Below are 17,189 nucleotides of genomic sequence, written 5' to 3'. Positions count from 1 at the left end.
TTATGAATGATAAAATAAAGAGACCTCTGTATATTCATGCTCTGGCAATGAATTGTGCCCTTGGTCAGAATAAAAAAGAGCAAATACAGTGCTTAAAATCTGAAATCCCAGCGCAGATGGTAACTGAGCCTGGTTGGTTAAATGATGGCAAAGAAACGGTCGTCGGAAAAGTTAACGGCACACTACCGGTTATTCCTGCACATCTAAAACATAAAAACACGCGTAACAACCGTTTGGCGTTATCGGCTTTAGTGCAGATTGAAGAGCAAGTTAAGCTACATATTCAAAAAGTAGGCGCATCGCGTATTGCGGTTATCGTAGGCACAAGCACATCGGGTATTAGTGATGGCGAACGTGCCTTGGCAATAAAAGCGAGCACCGGATCATTGCCAGAGGATTATCATTATCATCAGCAAGAAGTGGGAAATCTAGGGCAATTTGTCGCTGATTATTTTGCTATCGAGGGGCCAACGTATACCATATCTACGGCATGTTCTTCGAGTGGTCGTGTCTTTTTGTCTGCGCAACGTTTATTAAAATCGGGCCTTGTTGATGCAGTTTTAGTGGGCGGTGTTGATTCTTTATGCCAATTAACCTTAAATGGATTCCATGCGTTAGAGGCTTTATCCACAACGATCTGTCTACCTTTTGGCGCTAATAGAAACGGTATTAACATTGGTGAAGCCGGTGCATTTATGTTGTTGTCATTACAAAAAAACGGCTCGAGAATCGCTTTGCTGGGCGTGGGAGATAGCTCTGATGCGCATCATATTTCAGCGCCCCACCCGGAAGGTTATGGCGCGATCGCATCGATGCAAAAAGCGTTACAGGATGCGCAGTTAGCGCCTTGTGATATCGGTTATATTAATGCGCATGGCACGGCGACAAAATTAAACGATACGATGGAAGCTAAGGCAATATATGCGCTGTTCGCAGATGCAGTGCCTGTTAGTTCAACAAAGCCATTAACGGGACATGCATTAGGTGCAGCTTCCATGCTTGAGTCTGTCATTTGTTGTTATATATTAAGTGATTCGCTAGATTTACCCCTACAAATTAATGATGGTAACGTTGATGCAACACTTGCACCGATTGCTTTTGTGGATAAACCTCAAAAACTGCACCATAAAGCCATATTAAGTAACTCATTTGCTTTTGGTGGCAATAATATCAGCTTAATATTTGGAGTTGTGGATGTCTAAATTCCCTAAAATAGAGTCATTATTACCCCATAGCGCGCCAATGATATTGGTTGATAAATTAATCTATGTGGATGAAGATAAAATTCACAGTCAGGTACTTATCAGTAAAAACAGCCCTTTCTTTATAGCGAATAACGCGTGTGTTGGCGCTTGGGTTGGGATCGAGTATATGGCGCAGACAATCGCCGCTTGGTCGGGTTATCAGCATTTATTAAAAAAAGAGGCGTCACCCATTGGGTTTTTATTAGGTACGCGTCGTTATCATGCCGATGTTGCTTTTTTTAAAGAGAATGAGACGCTGGATATTTATGCACAAAAAGAATTTGAAAGTGAAGGTATGGGCGTTTTTTCTTGTTCAATAGAATGCCGCGGAGAAAAAATGGCGCAGGCGCAGTTAAATGTATTTGTACCCCATAAAGCGTTACTCAAGAATATGTTAAAAAGGAATTAAAATGATGAAACAAGTATTAGTGACAGGTGCAAGTAAAGGTATTGGTCGTGCGATTGCATTGCAACTTGCCAAGGACGGGTTTTGTATTGCGGTGCATTACATGGGTGATAAAGACGGTGCATTAGAGACATTGGCTGCTATCGAAAAAGACAAGGGTCAAGGGCGTATTTTACAGTTTGATATTAGAGATCGTGCCCAGTGTTTAGCTGTTTTAGAGGCAGATATCGAAACCTATGGTGCTTATTATGGCGTTGTAAGTAATGCTGGCGTAACCAATGATACGGTTTTTCCTGCCATGACAGGAGAAGAATGGGACAGTGTTGTCCACACTAATTTAGATGCTTTTTATAATGTGTTACATCCTTGTGTGATGCCAATGGTGCAGCTACGTAAAGGGGGCCGTATCGTTACTATGGCTTCGGTTTCAGGCCTTGTTGGCAACCGAGGACAAACCAATTATAGCGCGGCTAAGGCCGGTATTATTGGCGCAAGTAAAGCCCTTGCTTTAGAGCTTGCTAAACGTAAAATCACGGTTAACTGTATCGCGCCAGGTTTGGTTGATACGGGGATGATCAGTGAAGAAGTTAAAGCGCACGCGTTACCTTTAGTGCCCTTAAGGCGGATGGGTAAACCTGAAGAGGTGGCGGGACTGGTGAGTTATTTAATGTCTGATATAGCAGGTTATGTGACGCGCCAAGTAATTAGTATAAACGGAGGAATGGTCTAAATGAAGGGACGTAGAGTAGTCGTAACGGGGATGTCTGGGGTGACGGCATTTGGTCAAGATTGGCGTAATATTAAGCAACGCTTAAAAGCCTGTGAGAATGCCACCCAATATATGCCAAGTTATGAGCAGTATGACGGACTTAATACTAAACTTGCCTGCCCTATTGATGATTTTGAAGTGCCAAGTCATTATACGCGTCGTCAAATACGAGGCATGGGCCGTGTTGCTAAAATGGCAACGGTAGCGTCTGAAAATGCACTTAAACAAAGTGGATTGATAGGACTCGATATTTTGACCAATGGTGACGCTGGCGTCGCTTATGGCTCATCAACGGGCAGCCCCTCTGCGGTAGGCGATTTTTCGATTATGTTAACTGAAAAAAGCACCAAAGCCATCACCGCAACATCATATGTAAAAATGATGCCACATACGTGTGCGGTTAATGTGGGGTTGTTTTTTGGTTTACGTGGGCGAATTATTCCTACTTGTAGCGCATGTACCTCAGGTAGTCAGGCCATTGGTTATGCTTATGAAGCGATTAAATATGGGCTACAAAACGTAATGCTCGCCGGTGGAGCTGAAGAGTTATGTGCAACTGAGTCTGCCGTTTTTGATACTTTATTTGCTACCAGTTTAAAAAATGACGATCCTAAATCAGTGCCTCGTCCTTATGATAAAGACAGAGATGGCTTAGTCATTGGAGAGGGAGCTGGGACGCTGGTGTTAGAAGAATATGACGCAGCGGTTGCGCGTGGCGCCACTATATATGCAGAATTAGTTGGTTTTGCTAGCAACTGTGATGCTACCCACGTCACGCAGCCCCGCAAAGAAACTATGCAAATATGCATGGAAATGGCATTAAAAGATGCCAATATTAGTGCGGATAAAATTGGTTATGTTTGCGCGCATGGCACAGCAACAGAGCGTGGAGATATTGCAGAAACACTCGCAATGCAAGGCGCTTTAGGTAAAAACATCCCCGTTAGTTCACTGAAAAGCTATTTTGGACATACCTTGGGTGCGTGTGGTGCTATTGAAGCCTGGCTGAGTATTGAAATGATGAATGAGGGCTGGTTTAGTCCCACTTTAAATCTAAAAAACGTAGATCCAGAGTGTGGTCAATTAGACTATATTACCGGCACTGGGCGTCATATTGAATGTGAATATATAATGAGCAATAACTTTGCTTTTGGCGGGATAAACACCTCTTTAATTTTTAAAAAAGTGAGTGTTTAACGCGCGGAGATAACACCTAACTAGCAAATAGATAAGCACTATATCCACGTGCTTATCTATTTTTGTACGCATAAGTCATATAGGTAGAGTCAAAAAATAACGCTATAAAACAAGCATAAACACAGTAAATAACCTACTCATCTCCCCTCAAATATCTCGCGTTATCTTTATCAAAAAATAAAAGTTAAGAAAGCATTACTTCTAACGGTATTAAAAGCTTCACACGAGCGTCTTAAAACTGTCACACGATCGTTTTATTATCGAACACAACATTAATCAAATGGAATGTTCATAATGGAAGATAAAATCATCCGTTATTGAGTAATGTTATTCGCTATCAGGTGCTGGTTTCGGGGTGTGATATTAAAATTGATCTCTTGTATCGATCATCGGAAAGGTTAATGCCGGCGGGCAGTAAACTTGAAATCATGTTTAATCTCAATGAACTTAAAATGGTGAGTTAAAATATGCAAAAGACACTGACTATTTTTGATTTAGATGACACGTTGATCAAAGGCGATTGTTCCCGAATATGGGCGCAGTTTTTGGTGCATAAAGGGTTAGTTCTAGATCCAAATTTTTTAGATGAAGAGCAGCGTTTAATGGATTTATATGCGCAAGGTGAGCTTGATATGAGTGTTTACTTACAGTTTATCATGGCGCCACTCGCTCATTTAACAACGCAGTATATTGATAATTTAGCGGATCAATGTATTGGTGAATATATTTTACCAAGGGTATATCCAGAAGCAAGAGAGCTTTTAAAAAGGTTAAAAAAAACCAAGCAAACAACCATGATCATTTCAGCAAGCATGAGCTTTTTAGTCCTTAAAATAGCAAGGGCACTCGGTGTTGAACATGCGTTTGGGATCGATTTAGAAGTAAAAGATGGTTGCTACAGCTGCGCTATAGAAGGAGTGGCATCTTATCGTGAAGGTAAAGTGATACGCTTACGAGGATGGCTTGGTAGACAAGACTGTCTGTATGTAAACCTGCATTTTTATACCGATTCGATTAATGATGTTTTTATGTGTCAATTTGTTCAACAGGTAAACGTTGTACACCCAGACAGCCGTTTAAGCGCGTTGGCGAGCTTGCATGATTGGCCTAAGTTATATTGGAAAGCGCCTGTTTTGTCGCCTAAACAGTTACTTGCGTCGTTGTAACAGAGGGCTTAGCATTAGTGTGTATTGATCGGCCTTGCGTCGATAGTTGGTAGACACCATGGCTTACTTTTTCAAACCAAGCATAATAATTTTTACTTAACATTTGTGTCGCTTGTGGTTCATCAATCGCTTTGTTGATGGCGCCACCTGTCGAGTGTTGCTGGGTAAGTAAGTACTCAGCAACACGAGTGCAACGTTGTCGGTAAGCGGTTATCCCTGCTGTTTTCCTTGTGCTTCCTCCTTGCTGGGTGTCGCCAATTCGGGTATTAAATTCTTTTTCTAATAATTTCTGTTTGTTTTTGTTTTTACGTGGCAAATAGGCTTTTTGATCAACGGCGACTTCAACATAACTGATGGTTTTTTGTATATCTACCAGGATCAATCCAATCCCCAAACGTGATAATAAGGTGCTTATTTGTTTTTTCTTTTTCTTTAATAAAGTGCATTGCTTGGGCACCGCAATATACACATTATCCGTGAGCGTAAAGCGACTGACCGCTTGTAATAATAAGGTAATATTTAAGCTCAATTTCAGTTCGACAATAAGCGTTTCATCACCGCGTTTAGCAACAATATCACAGTCATTTATTTCGCCTTTTACCTGATAACCTAACGCAGTTAAAAACGTCTTAATGGGGGCGTATAGGTCGCTTTCTTGTGTTTTTAAACTCATTATTTTTGTCTTATATTTTTATTTAAAAAAAGCATAGTTGTTTTTATTTATGCTTATCAACTGCCCATGATCGCGTTTTAATCTTTTAAAGTCTTGTCGCGGGCCTCGGTATTTATAAAATACCTGTAAGCGTCCTCGATTGCATTAGAGCGGGCGCAAAAATTGTAATTATGTGTATTTAATCGACTTCTAAGGTATAATGTGGGCTAATTTTTATAATCAACTCGAAGCCAATATCATGCCAAAATTCGATACAAAAACATTTCAAGGGCTCATTCTTGCACTGCAAGATTTTTGGGCTCGTCAAGGTTGCGCAATAGTACAACCTCTTGATATGGAAGTCGGTGCAGGGACTTTCCATCCACAAACATTCTTACGTTCAATCGGTCCAGAGCCTATGTGCAGCGCCTATGTGCAGCCTTGTCGTCGCCCGACCGATGGTCGTTATGGTGAAAACCCAAACCGTTTACAGCAGTACTATCAATTTCAAGTGGTGCTAAAGCCATCTCCTGATAACATTCAAGAGCTATATTTACTGTCTTTGAAAGAGATTGGCATTGATACCTCTGTGCATGATATTCGCTTTGTTGAAGACAATTGGGAATCTCCTACTTTAGGGGCTTGGGGACTGGGTTGGGAAATTTGGCTAAATGGTATGGAAGTGAGCCAGTTTACCTATTTTCAACAAGTCGGTGGTTTAGAGTGTTCACCCGTAACAGGTGAAATCACTTATGGTTTAGAGCGTTTAGCTATGTACGTGCAAGGCGTTGATAGTATTTATGATCTAGTTTGGGCTGATGGCCCAATGGGACGCATCACTTATGGTGATATTTTTCATCAAAATGAAGTAGAGCAATCAACTTATAACTTTGAACATGCAAATGTTGAAGCCCTTTTTGCACAGTTTGATTTATGTGAAAAAGAGAGCCAAAAACTGATTGAAGCGAACCTACCTCTTCCCGCTTATGAGCAAGTGATGAAAGCCTCTCATGTATTTAATCTTTTAGATGCGCGTCATGCTATCTCTGTTACGGAGCGTCAGCGTTATATCCTACGTGTTCGCACACTATCGAAAGCCGTTGCAGTTACTTATTATGCAAAACGTGAAGCACTTGGTTTTCCACTTTGTAAGAATCTAGAAAAATAGAGGCAAATTTCATGTCACAAGAAAATTTATTGATTGAATTGGGCACCGAAGAGTTGCCTCCAAAATCATTACGAAAATTAGCAGAAGCATTTGCAGATAACGTGCGTGCTCGATTAATAGATGCAGAATTATCTTTTGAAAAAGTAGATTGGTTAGCATCTCCTCGCCGTCTTGCTGTTGTGGTAACGCAACTTACAGATGCACAAGCAGATAAAGTGGTTGAAAAAAGAGGACCAGCTGTCAGTGTGGCATTTGCAGAGGATGGCACTGCGACTAAGGCTGCTGAAGGTTGGGCGCGCTCAAATGGTATTAGTGTTGAGCAAGCACAACGCTTGGTAACAGATAAGGGTGAGTGGTTACTGTTTAAGTCAGAAGTCAAAGGTAAGGAAGTTGCGCAATTATTACCCTCGATCGTAGCGGATGCGTTAGCAAAACTGCCTATCCCTAAGCCGATGCGTTGGGGATCATCTAGCATTCAGTTTATTCGCCCTGTACATACGCTTTGTATCTTATTTGGTAACACATTGATCCCCGCTGAATTATTAGGGGTCAAATCGACTCGTATTATTCGTGGCCACCGCTTCATGGGTGAGTCTGAGTTTAATATTGAGCATGCAGATGACTACGCTGAGTTGCTTGAAACACGTGGTAAAGTAATTGTTGATTATGTACGTCGTAAAGCGATTATTCGCACGCAAGTTGAAGTCTTAGCCAGCGCTGAAAATGGCGTTGCAGATATTGATGAAGCTTTGCTTGAAGAAGTGACTGCATTAGTTGAATGGCCGGTTACTTTGATCGGATCATTTGAAGAAAAATATTTAGCAGTACCTTCAGAAGCTTTGATTTATACCATGAAAGACAATCAAAAATACTTCCCAGTCATTGATAAGAAAGGTAATTTATTACCTCGATTTATTTTTGTTTCTAATATCGAAAGCACGGATCCAAGTCAGGTTGTGCAAGGTAATGAAAAAGTAGTACGCCCGCGTTTGGCCGATGCTGAGTTTTTCTTTGCGACCGATAAAAAGAAAACACTCGCAAGTCGTGTTGAGCTACTAAGCAGTGTGTTATTTCAAAAGCAACTGGGTACATTAAAAGAAAAGTCGGCACGTATTGCTAATATTGCTGAGAAAATTGCGTTATTAATAAATGCAGATGCTAAACATGCTCAGCGTGCAGGTTGGCTATCTAAAGCGGATCTTATGACGGAAATGGTACTTGAGTTTCCGGACGTTCAAGGTGTGATGGGCATGTATTATGCGCGTTTTGATGGCGAAGATGAAGCCGTAGCAATTGCGTTAAATGAGCAATATTTACCGCGTTTCTCAGGTGATAAATTACCGACATCTTTAGTCGCTTGTGCGGTTTCGTTAGCGGATAAGCTAGACACTTTAGTCGGCATCTTTGGTATTGGTCAAGCACCTAAAGGCGCTGCCGATCCTTTTGCTCTACGCCGCGCTGCAATTGGCTTATTGCGTATAATCAAAGATAAAGAATTAGATCTGGATATTGTTGCACTTGCAGAACTCGCTAATGTTGAATATGGTGAGAAACTCAGTAATAAAAACGTTGTCACTGAGGTTGTTGATTTCTTATTTGCACGTTTTCGTGCAACTTATCAAGCCAATGGTTTTTCTGCCGAGTTGATCCAATCTGTACTGGCGCGTCGCCCGACGAAACCGGTCGATTTTGAAAAACGAATTCAAGCGGTTGCTAAGTTTCATGCGTTACCAGAAGCTGCGCCGATTGCTGCTGCTAACAAGCGTATTTCAAATATATTAGCGAAAGTAAAAACACCGATTAATGCGGAAATAGATGCTGACTTGTTCGTTGAGCCTGCAGAAACAGCATTAGCTCAAAAATTAAGCACTCTAGAATTGAAGCTAAGCCCTTTATTTGAAAAAGGTGACTATGAGTCAGCCTTGTTCGAATTAGCCTCTCTACAAGCCCCTGTGGACTTATTCTTTGAGAATGTAATGGTAATGGCTGATAATGACGCGATAAAACAAAATCGATTAGCAATATTAAGTCGTTTACGCGATCTTTTCTTAAAAGTGGCAGATGTTTCGGTTCTATAGAAAAAACAAATTGGTAAGATAAATGCAAGCTCAGTTCATTCTGGGCTTTTTTTTATCTATTATTTGGACTGTTAATTTATTTTTTAGATGTACAAAAATAATGCTGGCGATTAAAGTGAGGTTATATACCCATGATATATTGGCTACTTTTTGGATCCCTCGCTCGAATAACTCTTCAGCGTTGTAGACAATAAAAAAGGGATCGCCATTTATAATTGTGTCACCTTGAAGTGCTATCGGATAAAGCGTCTTTAGGTAACATGGGTAGCGCTGATCTATTGGGTTAATAATTGATCACTATAGCAATGTATATAATCAACCTAATATTAGCCTGTAGCCGTGCGTCAGGGATAAAAGATAACAAGATTTTAATCATGGATCAGCAATGTTTCATGTGAAACACTATAAATATAATGAGGAAACAAGATGCCCTATTCAACATTTGGAAATAAATTTACTCAACATTCAGGGATCACTGAGTTGATGGAAGACTTAAATGCGGGTGTTCTTGCGGGTGATGATGTGCTCATGCTTGGAGGTGGCAACCCCGCTCGCATTCCTGAAATACAGCAACGCCTTACAGAAATAATGCAGACGCAATTAAGTAATGGTCAATTAATGAATACATTGGCGAATTACGATGGCCCACAAGGGAAAAATAGTTTTATAGATGCACTGGTTGTACTGTTTAATGATTTGTATGACTGGGGGCTTACTTCTGACAATATCATGCTTAGTAATGGTAGCCAAAATGCCTTTTTTTATATTTTCAATTTATTAGCGGGCGACTTTGGTAACGGAATAAAAAAGAAAATTCTTCTGCCTTTAGCGCCTGAATATATTGGTTATACGGATACTTGTATCACAGAAGATGCTTTTGTTGCCTTAAAGCCAAAGATAACTAAATTAGATAATGGATTTTTTAAATATCATATTGACTTTGATAAGCTAAAAATTACTGATGAGATCGGTGCTATTTGTGTCTCTCGTCCAACAAATCCGACCGGAAATGTCTTAACGGATATCGAAGTTTCGCGTTTAGATAAACTGGCGCGCGCACATAATATTCCATTGATCATTGATAATGCATATGGGAGCCCTTTTCCTAATATTATATTCAAATCGGTATTACCCCTTTGGAACGAAAATACTATCCTTTGTTTCAGTTTATCAAAGTTTGGTTTGCCCGGTGCTCGTTGTGGCATTGTGATAGCAAAGCCATCAACCATCAAAGCGCTTTCAAGTTTTTCAGCCGTAATGGCTTTGGCTCCCGGTGGAATTGGTCCTGAAATCGTACGCCCTTTAGTTGAGAGTAAAGAAATTTTAGGGTTAAGTGATGACGTAATAAAACCTTATTATTATAAAAAATCACAACAAGCTATTATTTTTTTACAACAAAAGATTAAGACACCTAAAATGCGCATTCATCAGGTTGAAGGCTCATTATTTTTATGGTTATGGTTTGATGATTTACCTATTCACTCTAAAGAATTATATAAGCGTCTTAAAGAAAAAGGTCTGTTGATCGTATCTGGGCATTACTTTTTCCCTGGATTATCGCAGGACTGGAAGCATACTCAGCAGTGTATCCGTTTGAACTATGCACAAGATAAAGAGATTGTACGACGCGGTATCGATGTTTTGGCGGATGAAATTAATGCTTTATACGCATAAAAGTATTTATAATTTTCCAAAGACACCCATGAAGAGGACGTAACCATAATTAATGATGCGTCTAGCATTACTCTTCAAGCGAGTGCCGAAGAAAGCATCTTGAGCTAACATGGGCATATAATATATCAAACATATGAAAATATTTTTAATATGTTTCATGTGAAACAATAAGGAACTGTAATGAAAAGCGACTTCAAATTAGATTTAAAAGGGATTATTTATTTTTTTAAAATACGTAAGTTTGTTGTAGAAAATAAAAAGGATCAAATGATATTGTCGATGCCTTTAGTCGTCTTTGTACTACTTACACTTTTTTTGTCCGGCATTATTGTGCTGGCAGTTATTATTAGTTTATTATTTGGTTACAAAATAAGTATACAGAGTAGTCTTCTTTTGCCGTAAATAAAGGACATCACTAAGATCTGTTTTAAAGTATATTGGGCGTGTATTTTAGGATACCGATGAGTCTGCTTTAGTTTATAAATAATATAAAATCGGTTTCATTGTGAGGGGATACCTGCAGATTATCGCAAGGAGTTCTCGACTAAGTATCTGATCCCCTATTAGTGTAAGTAATAAAAAGCCAGCAATTAAGCTGGCTTTTTTTATGTTGTAAAATGAAACTAAATATTAGATATCTAGATTTTCAACACGTAAGGCATTTTCTTCAATAAAGGCTCTACGAGGCTCAACATGATCACCCATTAAGGTACTAAAGAGTTGGTCTGCTGCGACCGCATCTTCAATGCGTACTTGTAACATATGGCGAGTATTTGGATCCATCGTTGTATCACAAAGCTGATCTGGATTCATTTCACCCAGACCTTTATAGCGTTGGATGTAAAGACCACGTTTAGATTCATGCATTAACCATTGTACGGCTTCAACAAAGCTCGTAATGTCTTTACGACGATCACCACGTTGAATATAAGCACCTTCTTCAATCAGGCCTGTTATTTCTTTACCGATGTTTACAATCGCTTTATAGCCCTCTGAGGCAAAGTATCTATGATCGAAAATAAAGTCAGTATCGATACCATGTTTACGTATCGTAAAGGTTATTTTATGATCATCAGGGTTTTCTGCAATCGTCACTGAATTGGTGAATATTGTGCCCTCTAAATCTTCACTGTTTAGGCTCGTAGATACTTTAGTTGCCCACTCTTGTGCGAGAGCTTCATTACCTAAATCTTCTACTTTAAAAGCATTCTGATATATTAATTTATCTAAAAGTGCCATAGGGTAACGACGCTTTAAGCGTTTAATATTATCTTGCACACTACGATAACGTGCAATTAAACCTTCTAACGCCACGCCATTAATTCCCGGCGCTTCTTGGTTCACATGCAATGAAGAACCTTCCATCGCCAGCGTTGTTAAATATGCTTGTAACTCTGATTCGTCTTTTACGTAAGTTTCTTGTTTACCTTTTTTAACTTTATAAAGAGGTGGTTGTGCAATGTAGATAAAACCACGTTCAATTAATTCAGGCATTTGACGGTAGAAGAAAGTCAGTAATAGTGTTCGGATATGCGATCCATCCACATCGGCATCGGTCATGATGATAATACGATGGTAACGTGTTTTGTCAGGATTATATTCATCGCGACCAATACCACAACCTAATGCAGTGATCAGTGTTGCAACTTCTTGTGAGGAAAGCATTTTATCAAAACGTGCTTTTTCAACGTTTAATATTTTCCCTTTAAGAGGTAAAATTGCTTGGTTTTTACGATTACGTCCCTGCTTAGCACTACCGCCAGCAGAGTCACCTTCCACAATATAAAGTTCAGAGAGTGCAGGATCTTTTTCTTGGCAATCGGCGAGCTTACCCGGTAAACCAGCAAGATCTAGCGCGCCTTTACGACGCGTCATATCACGTGCTTTACGAGCAGCTTCTCGTGCTCGCGCAGCATCAATAATTTTTGACGTAATAATGCGTGCTTCAGAAGGGTTTTCTAATAAGAACTCTTGTAGCTTCTCACCCATCGCACTTTCCACGACTGGACGTACTTCAGACGAAACCAAACGGTCTTTTGTTTGTGAGGAGAATTTTGGATCAGGTACTTTAACGGAAATAACGGCCGTTAAGCCTTCACGAGAATCACCACCCTCTGTAGACGCTTTGTTTTTTGAGTTTTTAACTTTAGCTATCTCTTTTTCCATGTAGCTATTAAGTGTTCTTGTTAATCCAGAACGGAAACCTGTTAAGTGAGATCCGCCATCACGTTGAGGGATATTATTAGTGAAACAATAAATATTTTCTTGGAAGCCATCATTCCATTGCATGGCGACTTCTACACAGGTGCCATCTGCATTCTCGACATTAAAATGGAATATTTTTTGATGGATGGGTGTTTTGCTTTTATTTAGATATTTTACAAACGCTTCGATACCACCTTCGTAACAAAAAAGGTCGCTCTTATCTTCTTCACGTTCATCAATTAGCTTTATAGAAACACCTGAATTTAGAAATGAAAGTTCACGTAGGCGTTTAGCTAAAATATTATAGTAGAAAAGAACATCCGCGAAGGTTTCTTCACTTGGCCAGAAACGGATTTCTGTACCTGTTTCGTCTGTATCACCGATAACTTTTAAAGGCGCTTCAGGATCACCGTGGATGTAAGTTTGTTGATGTACGTGGCCATCGCGTTTAATGGTTAATAATAATTTTTTAGATAAGGCATTAACAACCGAAATACCTACACCGTGTAAGCCACCTGAAACTTTATAAGAGTTATCATCAAATTTACCACCGGCATGTAGTATGGTCATGATAACTTCAGCAGCAGAAACACCTTCTTCTTTGTGTATGCCAACGGGAATACCACGGCCATCATCACGAACAGACACACTACCATCAGTGTGGATTGTAGTGACGATATCATTACAATGACCTGCTAATGCTTCATCAATGGAGTTATCCAGGATCTCGAATACCATGTGATGCAGTCCGGTGCCATCATCTGTGTCGCCAATATACATCCCTGGGCGTTTACGTACTGCGTCTAACCCCTTTAGTACTTTAATACTTGACGAATCATAACTATTTTCAGCCATAAAGCTTCCACCTATATATATACTAAAAGATAACTAATCAGATGCTAATCTATATTGGTTATCTTGCCGTGTTTCACGTGAAACACACTACATTGTTGCTCAAATAAATTTTCAATGTGATTTTTGTCAATCACACTAATAAATAGTTGAGCATCGGATTGGATAATATGTTTTGCTAATATTTGTTGCTTACTCTGATCTAGTTCAGAGCTAAAATCATCTATTAAGAAAACACACTTTTTATTGTTAACGTTATTTAAAAATAAACCTTGGGCTAAGCGTAATGCATAAACAAAGAGTTTTAATTGGCCTCTGGATAAAACATCAGCAAGCGGATAGCTACCTATTTTAAAACGGATATCTGCTTTTTGCGGGCCCGCAGTGGTATAACCTAATTGTTTATCTCGCTCAAAGTTATCGATAAAATATTGTTGCAAGGATTTGTTAGTATTATCCCAACCACAAAAAAAACTCATTTTAATGCTAAATTCAGGTAAAAAGTCGGCGATGGTTTTTTCTATCAACGGAATGAGTTGTTGAAAGTAACGCTGGCGTTGGTCGCTTATTTCAGTACTTAAAAAGCATAATTCATTATCCCACAATTGGAGCTCGTTGTACGTTTTACATTGCTTTAAAGCCGCATTACGCTGTTTTAATAAGCGCTTTATACGAGCCCAAGTTTGATAGAATAGAGGATCATGATAGAAAACCCCCCAATCTAAAAAAGCACGGCGATTTTTAGGGCTACCAGAGAGTAAATTAATACTATCTGGCGTGATCAATTGTAGTGGTAAATGTTGTGTTAAATCTGCTAGTTTTGTGGCGATGCGCGTATTTATTTTTAATATAGACTCCCCTTTTCTGGTCTTTTTAAGACCAATAGGGACTTGTACACCTTGCTCATCAATTTCAGCGAAGAGAATAAATTCGGGGTGCTCATGTGTAATAATACGGTTACTGAGATGACTACGAAAAGAACGTCCTAAACCGAGGAAATAAATCGCTTCAAGCAATGCTGTTTTGCCACTGCCATTATCACCAGTGATCACATTTATTTGTTTATTAAAATGTAAAGTCGCACTGTGTATATTACGAAATTGATGAATAACAAGTTTAGTGATCGGCATTAATCGCATCTCATTCTAATATTATATACCTATGTTGCCTCAATATACTTGTTCAGGCATTCGCTTATAAACGCATTGGCATTAAAACATATAAAGCATCATCATCCGCATCAATGGATTCAATCAAGGCACTGTGCGCTGAGCTACTAAACGTTATTTTTATTTTTTCACTCTTAAGGGTGTTTAATACGTCAAGCACATAACTCACATTGAAACCAATTTCGAGATCGCTCGCCTGATAATCAATATCAATATATTCTTCCGCTTCTTCTCTTTCTGGATTATTTGCGGTAATTTGCAATAAATTTTTAGACAAGGTTAAACGTACACCACGGAACTTCTCATTCGATAATATGGCCGCACGAGTAAATGCTTGTTTTAGAGATTCACGGCTCGCTATCAGCTCTTTATCGCCGTTACGAGGGATAACGCGTCGATAATCAGGGAAACGTCCATCAACTAACTTACTGGTGAAAATAAAGTTGCCAATAATGGCGCGTAAATTATTTTTACCAATTTGGATAGTGACATTTTCTTGTTCATTATCGAGAAGCTTAACCAGTTCAACGACGCCTTTTCGGGGAACAATTAAAGACTGCTCTTCTATTGGTGTGCTTAATTTAATAGCGCAAGATGCAAGTCGGTGACCATCTGTCGCAACGCTACGTAAAGAGTCACCGGAGGCTTCAAAATACATACCGTTTAGATAATAACGTACGTCTTGGCTTGCCATTGCAAACTGCGTAAACTCAATTAATTTTTTAAATTCTTTTTGAGCAACATTAAATTCAGCCAGACTTTTCCAAGATTCTATGTTGGGAAAATCACTCGCAGGAAGAGATGAAAGTAAGTAACGACTTCGCCCTGAGCGCACAGTTACTCTATCATCTTTAACTTGAAACTTTATTTCACAAGGGTCAGATAAACCTCTGCAAATGTTGAGTAATTTACGTGCGGGTACCGTGATCTCACCTTCTTCCGATGGACTTTCTAAGTGAATTTGAGTGATTAACTCCACTTCTAAATCGGTGCCGGTAAGGCTGAGTATGCCATCTTTAATTTGGATCAAAATATTTGCCATAATAGGCAGAGCGGGACGCCCACCTGCTACGGATCCTGCAACCAATTGCAATGGTCGTAAAAATGCTTCTCGAGAAATTGAAAATTGCATATATTTTAAACCTTAGAGTGAAAGCGTACGGATCAATATTTTATAATCTTCTTGAATATCGTTATTTTCACGACGTAACTCAGCCACTTTTCTACAGGCATGTAAGACCGTTGTATGATCTCTTCCACCAAAAGCTTCACCAATCTCAGGCAAGCTGTGTTGGGTTAATTCTTTAGCGAGTGCCATCGCAATTTGGCGTGGGCGAGCAACGGTACGCGTTCTGCGTTTTGAAGACATATCCGAGGTTTTAATTCGGTAGTGCTCTGCGACTATTTTTTGAATATTTTCAATAGTTGTTTGCCTAGTGTGCACCGCCAACATATCACGTAAGGCATCTTGTACTAAAGATATGGTGATATCTTGTCCTGTAAATTGCGCTTTAGCTGAAATATTGGCAATCGCTCCTTCGAGCACTCGCACATCCGTGATGGTTAAACGTTTCGCGATAAAGAAAGCGACATCATCAGGTAATACTAAGCCTCGCTCTTCGGCTTTCGTTATCAAAATAGCGACACGCGTTTCGAGCTCTGGTGGATCAATGGGAATAGATAATCCCCAACCGAAACGAGTACGTAAACGTTCATCAATACCTTCAATTTCTTTTGGAAAGCGATCACTGGTTAAAATGACTTGTTGATGTGCATCTAACATAGAGTTAAACGTTTGAAACAAAACTTCTTGAGAGCGATCTTTACCCGCAAAGAAATGGATGTCATCTATTAATAGTGCATCTAAAGACGCGTAATATTCTTTAAATTGTTCAATCGTATTATTACGGATGGAATTGATCATATCTTGTACAAAACGTTCAGATCTAATATAGACCACTTTACTTTCTGGATTAGCCGCCACAATGGCATTGCCTACCGCATGTAATAGATGTGTTTTACCAAGCCCTGGATGAGCATATAAAAATAAAGGGTTATAAACATCACCTGGATTTTCTGCAATTTGCTGTGTGGTTGCAATGGCGAAGTTATTCGATTTGCCTTCGACAAAGTTATCAAAGGTATATTTTTTGATTAAATTGCTTTTATGCGCCACTTTGTTGGCTTTATTTTCACCATCCCAAGGTTGTGCAGAACTCACTGGTTTATGTACCGGCTTTTTTTGTTGCATTTCAATCGGTCTGGCATTACCTACTAATAGACGGATTTGAATGAGTAGATTGGGATCTTGTAATTTACTAATTTCTTGAATTTTACTCTCAATAATATCCATATAGTTATTACGCACCCAATCACTGGTAAATTTGTTTGGGGAATATAAAGATAAGATCAGGTTATTGTATTCGGCTTGTAGTGGACGCAGCCAAGTACTGAAGTCTCCCGTTGACAGTTCATCTTTTAATTGTGCTAAGCACTCTTGCCAAATTGCGAGGGACATGACTAACTCCAGTAATAAAAATGAGGGCTGATATTTTACCGAGAAGCGCAGATCTTATCCACAAGATCTTTTAATAAATGTATAAAAAGAT

Annotated in this window: 14 protein-coding genes; 9 read left to right on the top strand and 5 right to left on the bottom strand. The window is 39.4% G+C overall.

Annotated features, from left to right (window positions below):
* Positions 1-2 precede the first annotated feature (2 nt).
* The 5 genes from PCNPT3_RS00070 (at position 3) to PCNPT3_RS00050 (ending at position 4,782) form a co-directional block, all read left to right on the top strand.
* A complete protein-coding gene (locus PCNPT3_RS00070) occupies positions 3-1,202 on the top strand; it encodes a beta-ketoacyl-[acyl-carrier-protein] synthase family protein (RefSeq protein WP_015463838.1) in 1,200 nt (399 codons plus the stop codon).
* A complete protein-coding gene (locus PCNPT3_RS00065; protein WP_015463837.1) occupies positions 1,195-1,653 on the top strand; it encodes an ApeP family dehydratase in 459 nt (152 codons plus the stop codon). The genes PCNPT3_RS00070 and PCNPT3_RS00065 overlap by 8 nt, the downstream gene beginning before the upstream one ends.
* Position 1,654: 1 nt before the next feature.
* Positions 1,655-2,380, top strand: coding sequence for a 3-ketoacyl-ACP reductase FabG2 (locus tag PCNPT3_RS00060; protein WP_015463836.1), 726 nt, complete (start codon positions 1,655-1,657; stop codon positions 2,378-2,380).
* The gene (locus tag PCNPT3_RS00055; RefSeq protein WP_015463835.1) at positions 2,381-3,616 is read left to right on the top strand and encodes a beta-ketoacyl-ACP synthase; all 1,236 of its coding nucleotides are present in this window, start codon (positions 2,381-2,383) and stop codon (positions 3,614-3,616) included.
* A gap of 467 nt (positions 3,617-4,083) precedes the next feature.
* The gene (locus PCNPT3_RS00050; RefSeq protein ID WP_015463834.1) at positions 4,084-4,782 is read left to right on the top strand and encodes an HAD family hydrolase; all 699 of its coding nucleotides are present in this window, start codon (positions 4,084-4,086) and stop codon (positions 4,780-4,782) included.
* Here PCNPT3_RS00050 and PCNPT3_RS00045 read toward each other — a convergent pair.
* A complete protein-coding gene (locus PCNPT3_RS00045; protein ID WP_015463833.1) occupies positions 4,757-5,455 on the bottom strand; it encodes a DUF2161 domain-containing phosphodiesterase in 699 nt (232 codons plus the stop codon). The two genes, PCNPT3_RS00050 and PCNPT3_RS00045, sit on opposite strands and share 26 nt — an antisense overlap.
* Positions 5,456-5,693: 238 nt before the next feature.
* On the opposite strand from PCNPT3_RS00045, the gene glyQ reads away from it, so the two are divergent.
* The 4 genes from glyQ (at position 5,694) to PCNPT3_RS00025 (ending at position 10,756) form a co-directional block, all read left to right on the top strand.
* Positions 5,694-6,602 (top strand): glycine--tRNA ligase subunit alpha, encoded by a 909-nt coding sequence (glyQ, locus tag PCNPT3_RS00040; RefSeq protein WP_015463832.1) that lies wholly within the window; start codon positions 5,694-5,696, stop codon positions 6,600-6,602.
* An 11-nt stretch (positions 6,603-6,613) separates the two neighbouring features.
* A complete protein-coding gene (glyS, locus tag PCNPT3_RS00035) occupies positions 6,614-8,680 on the top strand; it encodes a glycine--tRNA ligase subunit beta (RefSeq protein WP_015463831.1) in 2,067 nt (688 codons plus the stop codon).
* A gap of 426 nt (positions 8,681-9,106) precedes the next feature.
* Positions 9,107-10,354 (top strand): valine--pyruvate transaminase, encoded by a 1,248-nt coding sequence (locus PCNPT3_RS00030; RefSeq protein ID WP_015463830.1) that lies wholly within the window; start codon positions 9,107-9,109, stop codon positions 10,352-10,354.
* Positions 10,355-10,534: 180 nt separating this feature from the next.
* Positions 10,535-10,756, top strand: a complete 222-nt coding sequence (locus tag PCNPT3_RS00025) for a DUF4342 domain-containing protein (RefSeq protein WP_015463829.1) — start codon at positions 10,535-10,537, stop codon at positions 10,754-10,756.
* Between the two features lie 228 nt (positions 10,757-10,984).
* On the opposite strand, the gene gyrB is transcribed toward PCNPT3_RS00025, so the two are convergent.
* The 4 genes from gyrB to dnaA form a co-directional block, all read right to left on the bottom strand.
* On the bottom strand, positions 10,985-13,414 hold the full coding sequence (gene gyrB, locus PCNPT3_RS00020) for a DNA topoisomerase (ATP-hydrolyzing) subunit B (RefSeq protein WP_015463828.1): 2,430 nt from the start codon (positions 13,412-13,414) through the stop codon (positions 10,985-10,987).
* 44 nt (positions 13,415-13,458) lie between these two features.
* A complete protein-coding gene (gene recF / locus PCNPT3_RS00015; RefSeq protein ID WP_015463827.1) occupies positions 13,459-14,541 on the bottom strand; it encodes a DNA replication/repair protein RecF in 1,083 nt (360 codons plus the stop codon).
* Positions 14,542-14,605: 64 nt separating this feature from the next.
* Complete coding sequence (gene dnaN, locus PCNPT3_RS00010) at positions 14,606-15,712, bottom strand: DNA polymerase III subunit beta (protein ID WP_015463826.1); 1,107 nt, start codon at positions 15,710-15,712, stop codon at positions 14,606-14,608.
* A gap of 12 nt (positions 15,713-15,724) precedes the next feature.
* Entirely contained in the window at positions 15,725-17,098 is a 1,374-nt protein-coding gene (dnaA, locus tag PCNPT3_RS00005; RefSeq protein WP_015463825.1) for a chromosomal replication initiator protein DnaA, read from the bottom strand.
* Between the last annotated feature and the right edge of the window lie 91 nt (positions 17,099-17,189).

The sequence above is a fragment of the Psychromonas sp. CNPT3 genome (assembly GCF_000153405.2).
GTDB lineage: Bacteria > Pseudomonadota > Gammaproteobacteria > Enterobacterales > Psychromonadaceae > Psychromonas.
This window is presented reverse-complemented; position numbering and strand designations above follow the sequence as displayed.

Bases quoted from the DNA above. Each gene is read 5' to 3' on its own strand.
- PCNPT3_RS00070 (WP_015463838.1), top strand. From the start codon at position 3: ATGAATGATAAAATAAAGAGACCTCTGTATATTCATGCTCTGGCAATG.
- PCNPT3_RS00065 (WP_015463837.1), top strand. From the start codon at position 1,195: ATGTCTAAATTCCCTAAAATAGAGTCATTATTACCCCATAGCGCGCCA.
- PCNPT3_RS00060 (WP_015463836.1), top strand. From the start codon at position 1,655: ATGATGAAACAAGTATTAGTGACAGGTGCAAGTAAAGGTATTGGTCGT.
- PCNPT3_RS00055 (WP_015463835.1), top strand. From the start codon at position 2,381: ATGAAGGGACGTAGAGTAGTCGTAACGGGGATGTCTGGGGTGACGGCA.
- PCNPT3_RS00050 (WP_015463834.1), top strand. From the start codon at position 4,084: ATGCAAAAGACACTGACTATTTTTGATTTAGATGACACGTTGATCAAA.
- PCNPT3_RS00045 (WP_015463833.1), bottom strand. From the start codon at position 5,455: ATGAGTTTAAAAACACAAGAAAGCGACCTATACGCCCCCATTAAGACG.
- glyQ (WP_015463832.1), top strand. From the start codon at position 5,694: ATGCCAAAATTCGATACAAAAACATTTCAAGGGCTCATTCTTGCACTG.
- glyS (WP_015463831.1), top strand. From the start codon at position 6,614: ATGTCACAAGAAAATTTATTGATTGAATTGGGCACCGAAGAGTTGCCT.
- PCNPT3_RS00030 (WP_015463830.1), top strand. From the start codon at position 9,107: ATGCCCTATTCAACATTTGGAAATAAATTTACTCAACATTCAGGGATC.
- PCNPT3_RS00025 (WP_015463829.1), top strand. From the start codon at position 10,535: ATGAAAAGCGACTTCAAATTAGATTTAAAAGGGATTATTTATTTTTTT.
- gyrB (WP_015463828.1), bottom strand. From the start codon at position 13,414: ATGGCTGAAAATAGTTATGATTCGTCAAGTATTAAAGTACTAAAGGGG.
- recF (WP_015463827.1), bottom strand. From the start codon at position 14,541: ATGCCGATCACTAAACTTGTTATTCATCAATTTCGTAATATACACAGT.
- dnaN (WP_015463826.1), bottom strand. From the start codon at position 15,712: ATGCAATTTTCAATTTCTCGAGAAGCATTTTTACGACCATTGCAATTG.
- dnaA (WP_015463825.1), bottom strand. From the start codon at position 17,098: ATGTCCCTCGCAATTTGGCAAGAGTGCTTAGCACAATTAAAAGATGAA.